We start from the raw sequence: 15,106 nt of genomic DNA on the forward strand, positions 1-15,106 counted from the left end.
CATCCACCCCTCTCACCCCAGACTTTACCTTGATCAAAGACACAAGCGAGCTTGCCTCGCTTTGATTATCGTGCCGCTCCGCGTCACAGGAGGACGCAGAGCGTCCTGAAGGGCATTACCACGCAGAGCGTGGGAACGAGAGTCGACAACACCTGCCTACTCCGCAGGCAATGCCAATCGTTGCCCTGCCATCAGCAACGCCAGTCGGCTCAGGCTGCTCCAGGGCGAGCCTGCTGCCTGGCCTTTGATCTGCGCATCGATGCGTTGCGCATCCATGAGCAGCTGGCTCCAGCGTTTTGCCGAGTGGCGTTGCAGGGCTTTGCTCATCAGTGGCTTGCGCTTGTCCCAGATCGGCGGGCGTGCCGAGCTGAACACCTTGTCCAGCGGTACGCCCTGGCTGAACTGTTGCGACATGTTGGCCAGGGCGCGCAGTTCGCGGGTCAATGCCCAGAGAATCACTGGCGTTTCGACCCCTTCGCCACGCAGTCCTTCGAGCATGCGCAACGCGTGGGCAGCTTCGCCATTGAGCACTGCATCGGTCAGGCCAAATACGTCGAAGCGCGCACTGTCGGCTACGGCCGCCTGCACGGTCTCGACAGTGATCTGGCCTTCTTCGGCCATCAATTTGAGCTTTTCGATTTCCTGCGCGGCGGCCAACAGGTTGCCTTCGACTCGGGCCGCGATCAGTTCGACAGCGTCCTGAGTCGCTGCCAGACCTGCCTGCGACAGGCGCTGGCGGATCCATTGCGGCAGCTGGCCGATGTCCACCGGCCAGATTTGCACGAACTGGGTTTGCGCGCCTTCGACCAGGGCCTTGCCCCATTTGGTTTTCTGCGCACTGCCATCGAGCTTGGGCAGGCTGATCAGCAGCAGGGTGTCTTCGGCAGGTCTGGCGCAGTATTCCATAAGTGCCGCAGCACCCTTGTCGCCGGGCTTGCCGGAGGGCAGACGCAGCTCCAGGAGGCGGCGTTCGGCAAACAGCGACATGCTGGCACCCGCCTGGAGCAATGTGCCCCAGTCGAAGCTGGCGTCGGCGCTGAATACCTGCCGCTCATCGAAGCCTTGCTGGCGTGCGGCTGCGCGAATGGCGTCAGCTGCTTCCTGGCAGAGCAGCGGATCGTCACCGCTGATCACATAGACGGGCGCAAGTGTGCCTTGCAAGTGCTTGCCGAGTTGGGCGGGGGCGAGTTTCATGAGTCAGAGCATATCGGGGCCGGAGAACGGCCCCGAACACTTATCTGGCTGGAACTTCGACAGGCGACTGCTGAGGCGTCTCGTCGCGGATTCGCTGGGCAGCCTCCAGTGCGTCGGCTTCGGCCTTGGCAACCGCATCGGCCTTGGCCTGCAGCTCGTCCAGACGCGAAGGGGTCAGTTGCTGCAAGCGAGCCATCATTTTCTGGATCAGGTCGTTGCGCATTTCCTGACGAACCTGGGCGGCTTCCTGGTCGGAACCGGTCAGATTGTTGCCGTCGTGCACGTAGGAACGGTCTGCGGTGACTTTATCGCCAAGCAGCATGCGATCCCTGTCGCCATGCACTTCATAGGTCAGGGTGGTGGTCAGCTGGTATTCAGCCGAGCGACCCGAGCCCGAGTAGCTGATGGTGCGCTGAGTCTCGGCCTCGTTGGTCAGCATCAGCTTGTAAGGCGCGCCGGTATAGACCTTGACGCCGGAGCTGGTCAGCAGGCGAGTGAGTTGCGTCACGGTTTCGCCATAGGCGTTGCGGGCGCTGACATCCAGCTCCTTGATCGCCAGCTCGGTGGTACCGGTGCCACGCAGCTGGAAGCCACAGGCACTCAACAGAACAGCCAGGCCCATCACCAGCAAATTGCGTTTGATCATCTTGATGCTCCCCTTGAATCCGTTTGGGCCGCCAGTGCGTGCCCTGGAAATATGTTCGGCGCCCTGCATTTGCCGGGCGCCCGATCCAATCAGCTTGCGACGATGTTGACCAGCTTGCCAGGCACGACGATCACCTTGCGAATGGTCAGGCCATCAGTGAAGCGCAATACGTTCTCGTTGACGCGTGCGGCCGCTTCGACCTCTTCGCGGCTGGCGCTGGCGGGCATCTCGATGTGACCACGCAGCTTGCCGTTGACCTGAATCACCAGTTGCAGACTGTCCTGTACCAGCGCGCTTGCATCGAATGCAGGCCAGCCCGCGTCGATCACCGGCTCATTGTGGCCCAGTTGCTTCCACAGTTCGTGGCTGATGTGCGGTGTGATCGGAGCCAGCAGCAGGGCGACGGTTTCCACGCCTTCCTGCATCAGGGCGCGATCCTGCGGTGTGTCCTGCGGGGCCTTTTCCAGCACGTTCATCAGCGTCATCACTTGCGCGACAGCGGTGTTGAATTTCTGGTTCTGGCCAATATCCTGGCTCGCCTGTCTGATCGCCTGATGAATCGCGCGGCGGATGGCTTTCTGCTCATCGGTCAACGCCGCAACGTCCAGGCCGGTCGATGGCCCTTGAGCTACATGCGCCTGAGCCAGACGCCATACGCGGCGCAGGAAACGATGCGAACCTTCGACGCCCGAGTCGGACCATTCCAGGCTCATGTCGGGCGGGGAGGCGAACATCATGAACAGACGGCAGGTGTCGGCACCGTACTGGTCGATCATGGTCTGTGGGTCGATGCCGTTTTTCTTCGACTTCGACATCTTTTCAGTGCCGCCGATTTCCACCGGCAAGCCGTCGCTGGTCAGTCTGGCGCTGATCACCTTGGCCTTGGCGTCTCTTTCGAGGGTCACGTCGGCCGGGTTGATCCAGGTTTTCTTGCCGCTGGTTTCCATGCGGAAGTAGGTTTCGGCGTTGACCATACCCTGGGTGAGCAGGTTCTTGAACGGTTCGTTCGAGGTTACCAGGCCTTCGTCGCGCATCAGCTTGTGGAAGAAGCGGGCGTAGAGCAGGTGCAGAATCGCGTGTTCGATACCGCCGATGTACTGATCCACCGGCAGCCAGTGGTTGGCAGCGTTCGGCTCGACCAGACCACCCTCGTAATGAGGCGACGCGTAGCGCGCGTAGTACCACGAGGACTCGACGAAGGTGTCCATGGTGTCGGTTTCACGCTTGGCCGGTGCGCCGCATTTCGGGCAGCTGCATTCGTAGAACCCGGGCATGCGCGCCAGTGGCGAGCCAGCGCCGTCGGGCACGACATCTTCCGGCAGGACAACCGGCAACTGGTCTTCCGGGACCGGCACGTCGCCGCAGGTGTCGCAATGCACGATAGGGATCGGGCAGCCCCAGTAGCGCTGGCGGCTGATGCCCCAGTCGCGCAGGCGGAACTGGGTACGGGACTGGCCCAGGGATTTCTTGACCAGCGCGGCTTCAATGGCGTCAAACGCGTCCTGGAAGGTCAGGCCGGTGAACTCGCCGGAGTTGATCAGCTCGCCATGCTCACCGTAGGCCGGTTGCCATGGGGCCGGCGTTTGGTCGCCGGCGCTGGTGCGGACCACGGGCTTGATCGGCAGACCGTACTGGGTGGCGAACTCGAAATCACGCTCGTCGTGTGCCGGTACGGCCATGACCGCGCCATCGCCGTAGTGCATCAGCACGTAGTTGGCGACCCACACCGGCAGTTTCTCGCCAGTCAGTGGATGCTCGACGAACAACGAGGTCGCTTGGCCTTTCTTTTCCTGTGTGGCAACGTCGGCTTCGGCAACGCTGCCGCCCTTGCATTCATCGATGAACGCCTGCAGGGCGGGGTTGCCTTGCGCGGCCAGGGTTGCCAGCGGGTGTTCAGCCGCCACGGCGACGTAGGTCGCCCCCATCAGGGTGTCAGGGCGGGTGGTGAAGACTTTCAGGGCACCGGCTTCGCCGATCGACGCCTGGTCGTACGGAAACTGCACTTCCATGCCGCGCGAACGGCCGATCCAGTTGCGCTGCATGGTCTTGACCTGTTCAGGCCAGCCCGGCAGTTCGTCGAGGCTTTCCAGCAGCTCATCGGCGTACGCGGTGATCTTGAAGTAGTACATCGGGATTTCGCGCTTTTCGATCAGCGCGCCGGAACGCCAGCCGCGGCCGTCGATGACCTGCTCGTTGGCCAGTACGGTCTGGTCGATCGGGTCCCAGTTCACGGTGCCGTTCTTGCGGTAGATCACGCCTTTTTCGAACAGGCGAGTGAACAGCCATTGTTCCCAGCGGTAGTAATCAGGCTTGCAGGTGGTGACTTCGCGCGACCAGTCAACCGCCAGACCCAGGCTCTTGAGCTGGGTCTTCATGTAGTCGATGTTTTCGTAGGTCCACTTGGCCGGCGCGACGTTGTTGTCGATGGCGGCGTTTTCAGCCGGCATGCCGAAAGCGTCCCAGCCCAGTGGCTGCAGAACATTCTTGCCGAGCATGCGCTGGTAGCGGGAGATCACGTCACCAATGGTGTAGTTGCGCACATGACCCATGTGCAGCTTGCCGCTCGGGTAAGGAAACATCGACAGGCAATAGAAGGTGTCCTTGCCTGGCTGTTCACTGACTTCAAAAGACTTTTGCTCATCCCAGAACGTTTGGGCGGCGGCTTCGATTTCACGGGGCTGATAGAGTTCGTGCATGGCTACTTTTTACTAAGGATTAGTGACCCTTGACCTCTTCATTGCTTCGCCGAGTCAGGTCGGCACCGCGTGGCGGACAATTGCAACTGTCTGTGCGGTGCGTTCGGGCTCAAGAGCGCGGAAGTGGAATTACAGGAAGCGCAGTAGCATACATGAGGGCCGTCTATCGAGGGAAACCCTGATTGCGTCCCCGTGTGGGCTCAACGCCCGGCCGACAACCTTATCTGGCCGTTGGTCGTAGTTCCATGCCGGTTCTTGCAGCAGCGCTAAGCTCAAACGCGAGGGTGATGATTTATCTTCGATGAGGTGAGCGGATGACAGAGTTGCAGCATGTTGTAAGTCTATCCAGGCTGTATGGGCGTCTGATCGACCGTCTCGGACTTGCACTCGAGACGGCGAGTACCTCGGTCCGGCTCCGAAACGAGTCGCCTGCCGAGCTTGAGCTCAAGGGGTTGAGCCGCGCCGAGTTCCAGTTGATCGAGGCCTATCTCGAAAAAGGTAGCGGGGACGCAGGCGCAGCTGTCGTGGACACGTCTACGGGCAACGGTGTGGTTGCTGCGGAGCATGGCCGGTCGCCCCGAGCGTCAGCCACGATCGTGTGGCTGAAGGATCGGCGACGAGCCAAGGCGTCAGTACGGCTGGGCCGTAACACTTAGGCAATTGCACGCCTGCCTGCGCGCGCAGGCCAAGGGCCTGGCTATCATCGGCTTCCTGCTCCAGGCATTGTCGCGTGCCTGCAAACATTCTAGGCTGCGGGCACTCATGGAGATGTCCCGATGCCCTTGCGTTACCTGCTCAAAACCCTCCTTTTGCCGCCCGGCATTCTGTTTGTCCTGCTGATCCTCGGCTGGTGGTTGCGTCGCTCCCGGCCACGTCTGGCGACGGCGTTTTTCGCGGTCGGCCTCGGCGGATTGTGGCTGATGAGTCTGCCGGTCGCCGTAGAGTTCGCCGCTCGTAGACTGGAGCAGATCCCGCCCTTGCCGCAACAGCGGTGGGCGATGCTGGCGCAGCAGGCGGATGCCATTGTGGTGCTGGGCAACGGGCGCGAGCGCAACTCGCCGACCTGGGGCACAGACACGCCCACCGGTCTTGGGCTGGAGCGCCTGCGTCTGGCGGCGCGATTGGCGAAAGAATCCGGACTGCCAATACTGACCTCTGGCGGCCTGCATTTTGACCAGCCGCCCAGCGAGGCGGCGATCATGGCGCAGTCGCTGCAGGACGATTTTGCCGTGACGGTGCGCTGGCAGGAGGGGCTGAGCCGCACCACATGGGAAAACGCAACCATGAGCGCCGCGATTCTGCAGCCGCAAGGTATCAAGCGCGTGGTGCTGGTGACTCAGGCCTGGCACATGCCGCGGGCACGCTGGAGCTTCGAGCAGGCGGGTTTCACGGTGGTGGGTGCGCCGGTCGGCTTTCTGGGGGTCGACAACGCTCGGCCTTTTGGTGGCTGGCTGCCTGAAAGTCGCGTGTTCACGCAGAGCGGGATGCTGCTCAATGAAGCCGCAGGCTTGCTGGTGTATCCGTGGGTCTATCGGAAGGGGCAATGATCATCTGGAGCAGTGATCATTTGAAGCCGATTCCGCCTGCAGGCAGATGAAACCGGCTTCGTACAGTCAGACGGTCTTGGAAATCCGTGCCGCCATCAATGCCCAGCCAAACAGCAGCAGGCAGACAATTGCCAGCGGCCACGAGCGCCAGTGCAGATACGGCGTGAGTTCATGCATCGGCACTACTTCGCCGTACAGCACGCCGCGTTCGAACTGCGGAATCTGCTCGGTGATTTTGCCGAACGGGTCGATCAGCGCGGTCACGCCGTTGTTGGTGGCGCGGATCATCCAGCGACCCGCTTCAAGGGCGCGCATCTGGGCCATTTGCAAGTGTTGCAGAGGGCCTATCGAGGTGCCGAACCAGGTGTCGTTGCTGACCGTCAGCAGCAGGTCGCTTTGCGCCGACAGGCCAGCGGCAAACTCGGGATAGACCACTTCGTAGCAGATGAACGGCGCGATGTGATAACCCTTGGCCTGCAATAACGCCTGATCGTTCGGGCCGCGCGCGAAGTCCGACATTGGCAGATCGAAGAAGGAAATCAGCCCGCGCAGCAGGTCCTGCAGCGGCACGTATTCACCGAACGGCACAAGTTTCTGCTTGTAGTAGGTGCCGTCACCCTGACCTGTGACCGTGATGCCGTTGTAATAGCGGTACTCACCGCGCCCGGTCGGTTCGCGCACCGGTACGCCGGTGATCAGTGCCGCGCCGCGGTCCGAAGCGAACTTGCCCATCATCGACAGATAGCCTTCTGCGCTTTCCTTGAGCACCGGCACGGCGGTTTCCGGCCAGACGATCAGGTCTGCCTGCTGCGAACGGAAAGTCATGTCGCGGTACAGGGCCAGCTGATCGTTGAGCTTTTGCGGGTCCCACTTCATGCTTTGTTCGACGTTGCCCTGCATCGCCGCGACTTTCAGTGGCGCGCCGGACGGCGATGTCCAGGCGTGCCCCTTGAGGGCCAGGCCTGTCACCCACGGGGCCAGCAACAGCACCACGCCCATGGCCAGAAACGATTTGCGTGCACGCAGGCGGTGCAGGTTGCACAACAGTGCAGCAGTCATCGCCAGCGAGAACGAAATCAGCCATACGCCGCCGACGGGGGCGAGCCCGGCCAGTGGACCGTCGAGCTGACTGTAGCCGGAATAGAGCCACGGGAAACCGGTGAGAAACCAGCCGCGAAACGCTTCCTGCCACAGCCACAGGGCTGCGAAGGCCAGCGCATCAGCCAGCGGTGCCTCATTGCGACGCAGCCAGCGCGCCCAGACCCAGGCGGGCAGGGCAAAGAACAGGGCAATGGCGGCGATGAACAGCAGCATCAGCAGCCCGGCCAGCAGTACAGACGCGCCGCCGTAGGTGTGAATGCTGACGTAGATCCAGCTGGTGCCGGCGCCGTACAGACCGAAGCCGTAGCACCAGCCGCGGGCCAGTGCCTGGCGCGGGTTCAGGTCGCGCAGGCCCAGATAGAACATCGCCACTGCCACCAGCACCAGAGGCCAGAGGTCGAAAGGCGCCAGGGCGAAGGTCGTGAGCCCGCCAGCCGCCAGGGCCAGCAGGTTACCGGGCCAGCCGGGGCGGGTTATCCAGCGCATGTAGATTCCTTAAAGCAGCATCAAGTGTTTACGGACGTGAAATGGGCGTCACGCGCAGCAAATGAATGCGACGGCTGTCAGCGCTCAGGATGCGGAAACGATAGGCACCGATTTCAGTGATTTCGTTGCGCTTGGGCAGGTGGCCGAAGGCATTCATCACCAGACCGCCCACGGTGTCGAACTCGTCGTCCGAGAACGTGCTGTCGAAGAATTCGTTGAAATTCTCGACCGGGGTAAGGGCCTTGACCAGGAAGTCGCCGCTGGGAAGCGGTTTGATGTAGCTGTCTTCCTCGACGTCATGCTCGTCTTCGATGTCGCCGACGATCTGTTCCAGCACGTCTTCGATGGTCACCAGACCTGCCACGCCGCCGTATTCGTCAATGACGATGGCCATGTGGTTGTGATTGGCGCGAAATTCGCGCAGCAGCACGTTGAGACGCTTGGATTCGGGCACGAAGGTGGCCGGACGCAGCAGCTTCTTGACGTCATCACTGTCGCCGTCGGCCTTGAGGATCAGCGGCAGCAGATCCTTGGCCAGCAGCACACCGAGCACGTCATCGTGGCTCTCGCCGATCACCGGATAGCGCGAGTGCGCAGCATCGATGACCGCCGGCAGAAATTCACGGGGTGTCTGGGTCGCCTTGATGCTGATCATCTGCGAGCGCGGCACCATGATGTCGCGCACTTGCAGGTCAGCCACTTGAATGGCGCCCTCGACGATGGCCAGCGCTTCGCTGTCCAGCAGTTTGTTCTGGTGGGCTTCGCGCAGCAGCTCAAGCAGCTCCTGGCGGTTTTTCGGCTCATGGACAAAGGCCTGGGTCAGTTTACCCAACCATGACTTTTGCCCGTTGCTCGATCGGTCTTCGCTCATAGCCCTTACTCGTGGTCCTTGCTTGGTGTGTCTGAATGGGGAGGGTCGGCACTTTCGTCGTCGGCGTAAGGATCGGGATAGCCCAGCTCCTCAAGCAACGTTCGTTCCAGTGCTTCCATTTCTTCGGCTTCTTCATCATCGATGTGGTCGTAACCCAACAGATGCAGGCAGCCATGAATGACCATGTGCGCCCAGTGCGCGTCGACGGACTTGCCCTGTTCAACGGCTTCACGGTTGACGACCGGAACGCAGATGACCAGATCGCCCAGCAACGGGATGTCCAGCATGTCGTCCGGAACGTCCGCCGGGAATGAAAGCACGTTTGTTGCGTAATTTTTGTGTCGCCAGGTGTTATTGAGCTCACGGCCTTCGGTTTCGTCAACCAGGCGGATGGTCAGCTCGGAGTCGGCACTGCGCTGACGCAAGCCCATTTCACACCAGAGGCGCAATCGGGCTTCGTCAGGGGCGCTGGTCTCGCTTGCAACCTGCAGGTCCAGCTCAAGCATCGCGGTGTTTGTCCCGTGGGTAACTGTTGTTGCCCGACGGACCATCGCTGAGGCGGTCGTCGAAACGCTCGTAGGCTTCGACGATGCGCTGTACCAGCGGGTGGCGAACCACATCCTTGGGTTTGAAGTGCGTGAAGCTGATGCCCGGCACGTCCTTGAGCACATCGATGACATGCGTCAGCCCGGAGCGAGTGCCTTTGGGCAGGTCGACCTGGGTGATGTCGCCGGTGATCACGGCCGTGGAGCCGAAGCCGATACGGGTCAGGAACATCTTCATCTGCTCGACGGTGGTGTTCTGACTTTCGTCGAGAATGATGAAGCTGTTATTAAGGGTGCGTCCGCGCATGTAAGCCAGCGGTGCCACTTCAATGACCTGCTTCTCGATCAGCTTGGCGACGTATTCGAAACCGAGCATCTCGTACAGCGCGTCATACAGCGGGCGCAGGTACGGGTCGATCTTCTGCGCCAGATCGCCGGGCAGGAAGCCCAGCTTCTCGCCAGCCTCGACCGCCGGGCGCACCAGCAGGATGCGTCGAATCTGCTCGCGCTCCAGTGCATCCACCGCACAGGCCACCGCCAGGTAGGTCTTGCCGGTACCCGCAGGGCCGATGCCGAAGTTGATGTCGTTGCTGAGGACTTCCTTGACGTAACGCTGCTGGTTCAGGCCACGCGGGCGAATCATGCCCTTTTTGGTGCGCAGCGAGACGCCGACTTCGGCGGCAGGGTGGTTGTCGAGGCCGTCCACACCCGATTCCTGGAGAAACAGGTGGACCATGTCCGGCGTCAGTTCGGTACCTTTGGTTTCCCGGTACAGACGGCGCAGAAGGTTCTCGGCGGAATGACTTTGTTTGGGGTCGCCAATGAGTTCGAATTGATTGCCGCGATTGCGGATCTCGATGTCCAGGCGTTGCTCGATCAGGCGCAAGTGCTCGTCGAGTTGCCCGCACAGGTTGGCGAAACGATGGGCCTCGAAAGGCTCGAGGGTGAAGCGATGAGGTTCTATGGGTGCGTTCAAGGTCGTTTAATGGCCGTCCGGCGGCAATTGAGATGTATTGAAGAATAACCCTAGCGCTGGTTGTGCGAAAGCTTTGCCTTGTTAAAGGCCGCGCCAGGGATTCACCGTGCTCAATGGTAGGGACCGCGCAGAAACGAATTCATTCGGCGATTCGTTTCTGCGCCGACACTCAGGTTTTACTGTAGCAGCGAGCCGCGCAATGAGTGAGGCTGTGCATCATCGATGTGTACATCGGCAAACTGCCCGATCAATTTGGGGTTGTCGCAGCGAAAATTGACAATCCGGTTGTTCTCGGTGCGCCCCTGCAGTTCTCCCGGGTCTTTCTTCGAGTAGTCGGTTACCAGAATGCGCTGGATGCTGCCGACCATCTGTCGGCTGATCTCGAAACCCTGCTGGTTCAGACGATGTTGCAGCGCCGCCAGTCGCTCTTTTTTCAGGGCTTCCGGCGTGTCGTCCTTGAGGTCCGCGGCGGGCGTGCCCGGACGCGGGCTGTAGACGAACGAGAACGAGAAGTCGAAACCCACGTCCTCGATCAACTTCATGGTGTTGTCGAAATCCTTTTCGGTCTCGCCGGGGAAGCCGACGATGAAGTCGGAACTGATACTGATGTCCGGCACTGCGGCCCTGAGCTTGCGCAAGCGGGACTTGTATTCCAGCGTGGTGTGGTTGCGCTTCATCGCCGCCAGGATGCGGTCGGAACCCGATTGCACAGGCAAATGCAGGTGTTTGACCAGCTCCGGCACTTCCGCGTGGGCCTGGATCAGGCTGTCGGAAAACTCCAGCGGGTGCGAGGTGGTGTAGCGAATGCGGTCGATGCCATCGACGGCGGCGACCACACGGATCAGGTCCGCCAGGTCTGCAACGCGGCCGTCTTGGGTGGTGCCGCGATAACCGTTGACGTTCTGCCCCAGCAGGGTGACTTCACGCACGCCGTTTTCGGCCAGGTGGATTACTTCGCTCAGCACGTCGTCAAACGGACGACTGACTTCCTCGCCACGGGTGTAGGGCACCACGCAGAACGTGCAGTATTTGCTGCAGCCTTCCATCACCGACACATAAGCACTCGGGCCATCGACGCGTGGCTCGGGCAAATGGTCGAACTTTTCGATTTCCGGGAACGAGACGTCGATCTGCGGCAAGCGGGTCACGCGTGCGGCGTCGATCATTTCCGGCAGGCGGTGCAGGGTCTGCGGGCCGAACACCACGTCCACATAGGGTGCGCGATCGCGAATGGCTGCGCCTTCCTGGCTGGCCACGCAGCCACCGACGGCGATGACCATTTCCGGATTGGCCAGCTTCAGCTCACGCCAGCGGCCGAGCTGGGAATACACCCGGTCCTGGGCGCGCTCACGAATCGAGCAGGTATTGAGCAGGATCACGTCGGCGTCTTCCGCGCGAGCGGTGACTTCCAGGGCCTGATGTTCGCCCAGCAGGTCGACCATGCGCGAGCTGTCGTACTCGTTCATCTGGCAACCGTGGGTTTCGATATAAAGCTTTTTGGCCATGCGTGATGATCAACCGTGTCAGTGAACCGCGCATTATAAGGATGAAGGGCTCGGGTTCCTAGCGTTGGCTGTCCGACGAGGCGGGCGGACATGCTATAGTCCGCGCCCCTTTTTCATCTCTGATCGTTACCCGCCCGTTATGACCAAACGCGAAGCTCCAATCTACAAGGTGATTTTCCTCAACCAGGGACAGGTGTTCGAGATGTACGCCAAGCAGATCTACCAAAGTGATCTGTGGGGCTTTCTGGAAGTTGAAGAATTCGTCTTCGGCGAGCGCACGACCGTTGTGGTGGACCCCAGCGAAGAGAAGCTCAAGGCCCAGTTCGAAGGCGTGGTGCGCAGTTTTGTGCCGATGCACTCGATTGTGCGCATCGATGAAGTCGAACGCATGGGCACGCCGAAGATCAGCGAGGCGCGCGGTACCAGCAATGTAATGCCGTTCCCCATGCCGATGCCGGAAAAGTAAGCGTTGCAGGTTTGCATCGCGACTGCCCTGAAAGATTCCTGATCAGGGCAACGGAGAGAAAGGACTGCGCCCTTCGGCGGTCTGCAGTTCAAGCAGGTATTTGCGGAAAATCTGCCCCAGTACCTGAGTGGCCACTTCGAGCTCGTCACGCGGCATCTTCGCCGACACTTCGTCGGCAGCGTCCAGCGCCTCTTCCGAACCGTTGACCGCGGCCATCTTCAGCACGATGTACGCCTGAATGTTGTTGGCCTGCACACCTTCGCCACGGCTGAACATCAAGCCCAGCTGGTACTGCGCCTGGGCATGGCCCTGCAGTGAAGCCTGCTCGAAATAATTCAGCGCCTGCGGCAAATCGCGAGGTGCATTTTTGCCCTCGTAATAGAACTCACCCAACTCGTACTGTGCCTGCGCGTCCCCACCCTTGGCGGCCTGCTGGCAGGCTTCGAGCGCTGCAGGCAGGTTCTCTGGCTGGGTATTGAGGGTGCAACGACCCATCGCCGGTACTAACAACGAGTTGCCGCCGGCAGTTGCCAGCAGGGGATAGACAAGCAACAGGCAGCCCAATACAAGGGTGCGGCCGGTGCGGTTCATGGGAGTCGACTTACCTCTGAAAAAGGTGCGGGCATGCCCGACCAGCTAAACGTGCTGGCTGCGCATTATGAAATAAGCAGAGCCAACCTTACAAAGTCTTTACGGATTTTCTGCTGCACGGCCTGAAAACACCCTTCTTTACGGGCGGATTACCTGAAACAGGGTTGTTGTCGGCGTGTATATGCAGCGTTCGCAGTGCATTGTAGAAGCAAAATGCATACTTAACGTTCAGTTTCATTTGCAGTCATCACTCGCGCCGGTTCACTGACACCCTGCGCGAGTGATGCCTGAGGAGCTTATTTCAGCGCAGCGAATGCCTTTTCTGCGGCATCCAGGGTCAGTTTCAACTCGGCATCACCATGGGCGATTGAGGTGAAACCCGCTTCGAAGGCGCTTGGCGCGAGGTACACGCCGCCGTCCAGCATCAGGTGGAAGAAACGCTTGAAGCGCTCGGAGTCACTGGTCATCACGTCTTCAAACGTGACGATTTCGTCGGCTTCGCTGAAATACAGGCCGAACATGCCGCCGGCCTGGGTCGTCACGAACGGAATACCGGCTGCATCGGCGCGCTGTTGCAGACCTTCGAGCAGGCGGCGGGTGTAGTCGCTCAGTTCATCGTGAAAGCCTGGACGGCTGATCAGGCGCAGCGTGGTGAGGCCGGCTGCCATCGCCAGCGGGTTGCCCGACAGGGTGCCGGCCTGATAGACCGGGCCGAGCGGTGCGATGTGCGACATGATTTCGCGTTTGCCGCCAAAGCAGCCGACCGGCATGCCGCCACCGATGATCTTGCCGAAGGTGCTCAGGTCGGGCGTCACGCCGTAATAAGCCTGTGCGCCGCCGAGGGCTACGCGAAAACCGGTCATCACTTCATCGAAAATCAGCACCACGCCGTGCTCGTCGCACAGCTCGCGCAGCCCTTGCAGGTAGCCAGGCGCGGGCGGCACACAGTTCATGTTGCCGGCCACGGGTTCGACGATGATGCACGCCACTTCCTGACCCACTTCGGCCAGCAGGTCACGCACGGCGTCAAGGTTGTTGAAGGGCACGGTCAGGGTGTGTTTCGCGAATGCTGCAGGTACGCCAGGCGAGCTGGGAACGCCCAGGGTCAGTGCGCCGGAGCCGGCCTTGACCAGCAGGCTGTCGGAGTGACCGTGGTAGCAGCCTTCGAACTTGAGGATGCTGTCGCGGCCGGTGAAACCACGGGCCAGACGGATCGCGCTCATGGTCGCTTCAGTGCCCGAGCTGACCATGCGCACCATTTCCATGGACGGCACCAGTTCGCAGACCAGGTCGGCCATTTCGGTTTCCATGGCTGTCGGTGCACCGTAGGACAGGCCGTGTTCCAGCTGGCTGCGCACGGCGTCGAGCACGTCGGGATGGCTATGGCCAAGAATCATAGGGCCCCAGGAGCCGACGTAATCCACATAACGCTTGTCGTCTTCGTCAGTCACGTAGGCGCCCGCAGCGTGCTTGAAGAACAGCGGCGTGCCACCCACGCTCTTGAAGGCGCGAACCGGCGAATTGACGCCACCGGGGATGTGTTTTTGGGCGTTGGCGAACAGTGTTTCGGAACGGGACATGATCGGGTCTCTGCTTTGAAGCGGGGAATTCGTGTCTACGCTGGGGTCAGCCGAGGCGGGCAGCTTCAGGGTGGGCTGCTTTATTGGGTGGCATGAGCCAGAGAAGGCGCAGGAACGCGCACTATATCAAATGAAGCGCGGCTGCGAATGAGGATCCACGTACTTGTGGGAGCGAGCTTGCTCGCGAAGGGGGCAATGCAGGCCCCGAAAATAGCGGGTCTAAACCATCGCCTTCGCGAGCAAGCGAAGCGTCGCCCGGCTCGCGCCCACAGTGATTGGGCTCTACAGCAGCGCCGTGAAAGCTTTCGCCCGGCGCGTCACTTCCTGAGTATTTTCAGCGCCGAACAGGCCGTGCACCACGGCGAGCAGGTCGGCCCCGTGTTCGACCAGTTGCGGTGCGTTCTCCAGGGTAATGCCGCCAATCACCGCAATCGGCAGGTGGACCCGGGCACGCACCTGAGCGATCAGGTCCAGCGGCACGGCCGGGGCGCCGGGTTTGGTCAGGGAGTTGAAGAACCTGCCAAATGCCACGTACGTCGCGCCGTCAGCCTTGGCTTGCTCGGCCAGTTCCACGCGGCCATGACAAGTAGCCCCGACAATCGCCTTGTGCCCGAGCAGGGCGCGGGCATCGGGCAGCGAGCCGTCGGACTGCCCCAGGTGCACGCCCACCCCCAGCCGCGCAGCCAGTTCAGCGTCATCGTTGATGATCAGCCGGGTCTTGTAGCGTTCGCAGAGCTTGAGCAGTTCGGTCGCTTCGCGCAGACGGCGGGACTCGTCACTGTTCTTGTCGCGGTATTGCAGCAGCGTCACGCCGCCGTCCAGTGCCGCTTCGACGTACGACAGAAATTTTCCGGACAGCAACTGGCTGTCGGTGATGGCATACAGGCCACGCAGTTTCATGA

General features: G+C 61.1%; 14 protein-coding genes. 3 read left to right on the forward strand and 11 right to left on the reverse strand.

What is annotated here, in order from left to right; all coding sequences use genetic code 11:
- Positions 1-156: 156 nt before the first annotated feature.
- The 3 genes from holA to leuS form a co-directional block, all read right to left on the reverse strand.
- Positions 157-1,194 (reverse strand): DNA polymerase III subunit delta, encoded by a 1,038-nt coding sequence (gene holA / locus QRN50_RS02960; protein WP_003368796.1) that lies wholly within the window; start codon positions 1,192-1,194, stop codon positions 157-159.
- Positions 1,195-1,234: 40 nt separating this feature from the next.
- On the reverse strand, positions 1,235-1,840 hold the full coding sequence (locus QRN50_RS02965; RefSeq protein WP_058822766.1) for an LPS-assembly lipoprotein LptE: 606 nt from the start codon (positions 1,838-1,840) through the stop codon (positions 1,235-1,237).
- A gap of 89 nt (positions 1,841-1,929) precedes the next feature.
- Positions 1,930-4,536 (reverse strand): leucine--tRNA ligase, encoded by a 2,607-nt coding sequence (gene leuS / locus QRN50_RS02970; protein ID WP_024651244.1) that lies wholly within the window; start codon positions 4,534-4,536, stop codon positions 1,930-1,932.
- A 314-nt stretch (positions 4,537-4,850) separates the two neighbouring features.
- Between leuS and QRN50_RS02975 the strand changes: the two genes are divergently transcribed.
- The gene (locus QRN50_RS02975) at positions 4,851-5,192 is read left to right on the forward strand and encodes a hypothetical protein (protein ID WP_011268979.1); all 342 of its coding nucleotides are present in this window, start codon (positions 4,851-4,853) and stop codon (positions 5,190-5,192) included.
- A 120-nt stretch (positions 5,193-5,312) separates the two neighbouring features.
- Entirely contained in the window at positions 5,313-6,083 is a 771-nt protein-coding gene (locus QRN50_RS02980) for a YdcF family protein (protein ID WP_011268978.1), read from the forward strand.
- A 66-nt stretch (positions 6,084-6,149) separates the two neighbouring features.
- Here QRN50_RS02980 and lnt read toward each other — a convergent pair whose 3' ends face one another.
- The 5 genes from lnt to miaB all read right to left on the reverse strand — a co-directional run bounded on the left by lnt (position 6,150) and on the right by miaB (position 11,567).
- Entirely contained in the window at positions 6,150-7,670 is a 1,521-nt protein-coding gene (gene lnt / locus QRN50_RS02985; RefSeq protein ID WP_024660994.1) for an apolipoprotein N-acyltransferase, read from the reverse strand.
- Positions 7,671-7,698: 28 nt separating this feature from the next.
- A complete protein-coding gene (locus tag QRN50_RS02990; protein ID WP_003368790.1) occupies positions 7,699-8,541 on the reverse strand; it encodes a CorC family transporter in 843 nt (280 codons plus the stop codon).
- 5 nt (positions 8,542-8,546) lie between these two features.
- Entirely contained in the window at positions 8,547-9,047 is a 501-nt protein-coding gene (ybeY, locus tag QRN50_RS02995) for an rRNA maturation RNase YbeY (RefSeq protein ID WP_003399800.1), read from the reverse strand.
- Entirely contained in the window at positions 9,040-10,062 is a 1,023-nt protein-coding gene (locus QRN50_RS03000; RefSeq protein ID WP_003399802.1) for a PhoH family protein, read from the reverse strand. The genes ybeY and QRN50_RS03000 overlap by 8 nt, the downstream gene beginning before the upstream one ends.
- Positions 10,063-10,238: 176 nt before the next feature.
- On the reverse strand, positions 10,239-11,567 hold the full coding sequence (miaB, locus tag QRN50_RS03005; RefSeq protein ID WP_096127245.1) for a tRNA (N6-isopentenyl adenosine(37)-C2)-methylthiotransferase MiaB: 1,329 nt from the start codon (positions 11,565-11,567) through the stop codon (positions 10,239-10,241).
- A gap of 139 nt (positions 11,568-11,706) precedes the next feature.
- On the opposite strand from miaB, the gene QRN50_RS03010 reads away from it, so the two are divergent.
- Positions 11,707-12,033, forward strand: coding sequence for a DUF1820 family protein (locus tag QRN50_RS03010; RefSeq protein WP_003313868.1), 327 nt, complete (start codon positions 11,707-11,709; stop codon positions 12,031-12,033).
- 42 nt (positions 12,034-12,075) lie between these two features.
- On the opposite strand, the gene QRN50_RS03015 is transcribed toward QRN50_RS03010, so the two are convergent.
- From QRN50_RS03015 to thiE, 3 genes are all read right to left on the reverse strand, one after another.
- Positions 12,076-12,624: a tetratricopeptide repeat protein gene (locus QRN50_RS03015; protein WP_003399809.1), complete on the reverse strand. Its 549-nt coding sequence runs from the start codon at positions 12,622-12,624 to the stop codon at positions 12,076-12,078.
- Between the two features lie 296 nt (positions 12,625-12,920).
- Entirely contained in the window at positions 12,921-14,204 is a 1,284-nt protein-coding gene (gene hemL, locus QRN50_RS03020; RefSeq protein ID WP_003399812.1) for a glutamate-1-semialdehyde 2,1-aminomutase, read from the reverse strand.
- A gap of 282 nt (positions 14,205-14,486) precedes the next feature.
- A complete protein-coding gene (thiE, locus tag QRN50_RS03025) occupies positions 14,487-15,104 on the reverse strand; it encodes a thiamine phosphate synthase (protein ID WP_003368782.1) in 618 nt (205 codons plus the stop codon).
- Positions 15,105-15,106: the final 2 nt, after the last annotated feature.

Source organism: Pseudomonas sp. MEJ108 (assembly GCF_030208985.1).
In the GTDB taxonomy this organism is placed as follows: domain Bacteria; phylum Pseudomonadota; class Gammaproteobacteria; order Pseudomonadales; family Pseudomonadaceae; genus Aquipseudomonas; species Aquipseudomonas fragariae.

Excerpts from the sequence above, each read along its gene's own strand:
- holA (WP_003368796.1), bottom strand. The coding sequence starts at position 1,194 with ATGAAACTCGCCCCCGCCCAACTCGGCAAGCACTTGCAAGGCACACTT.
- QRN50_RS02965 (WP_058822766.1), bottom strand. The coding sequence starts at position 1,840 with ATGATCAAACGCAATTTGCTGGTGATGGGCCTGGCTGTTCTGTTGAGT.
- leuS (WP_024651244.1), bottom strand. The coding sequence starts at position 4,536 with ATGCACGAACTCTATCAGCCCCGTGAAATCGAAGCCGCCGCCCAAACG.
- QRN50_RS02975 (WP_011268979.1), top strand. The coding sequence starts at position 4,851 with ATGACAGAGTTGCAGCATGTTGTAAGTCTATCCAGGCTGTATGGGCGT.
- QRN50_RS02980 (WP_011268978.1), top strand. The coding sequence starts at position 5,313 with ATGCCCTTGCGTTACCTGCTCAAAACCCTCCTTTTGCCGCCCGGCATT.
- lnt (WP_024660994.1), bottom strand. The coding sequence starts at position 7,670 with ATGCGCTGGATAACCCGCCCCGGCTGGCCCGGTAACCTGCTGGCCCTG.
- QRN50_RS02990 (WP_003368790.1), bottom strand. The coding sequence starts at position 8,541 with ATGAGCGAAGACCGATCGAGCAACGGGCAAAAGTCATGGTTGGGTAAA.
- ybeY (WP_003399800.1), bottom strand. The coding sequence starts at position 9,047 with ATGCTTGAGCTGGACCTGCAGGTTGCAAGCGAGACCAGCGCCCCTGAC.
- miaB (WP_096127245.1), bottom strand. The coding sequence starts at position 11,567 with ATGGCCAAAAAGCTTTATATCGAAACCCACGGTTGCCAGATGAACGAG.
- QRN50_RS03010 (WP_003313868.1), top strand. The coding sequence starts at position 11,707 with ATGACCAAACGCGAAGCTCCAATCTACAAGGTGATTTTCCTCAACCAG.
- QRN50_RS03015 (WP_003399809.1), bottom strand. The coding sequence starts at position 12,624 with ATGAACCGCACCGGCCGCACCCTTGTATTGGGCTGCCTGTTGCTTGTC.
- hemL (WP_003399812.1), bottom strand. The coding sequence starts at position 14,204 with ATGTCCCGTTCCGAAACACTGTTCGCCAACGCCCAAAAACACATCCCC.
- thiE (WP_003368782.1), bottom strand. The coding sequence starts at position 15,104 with ATGAAACTGCGTGGCCTGTATGCCATCACCGACAGCCAGTTGCTGTCC.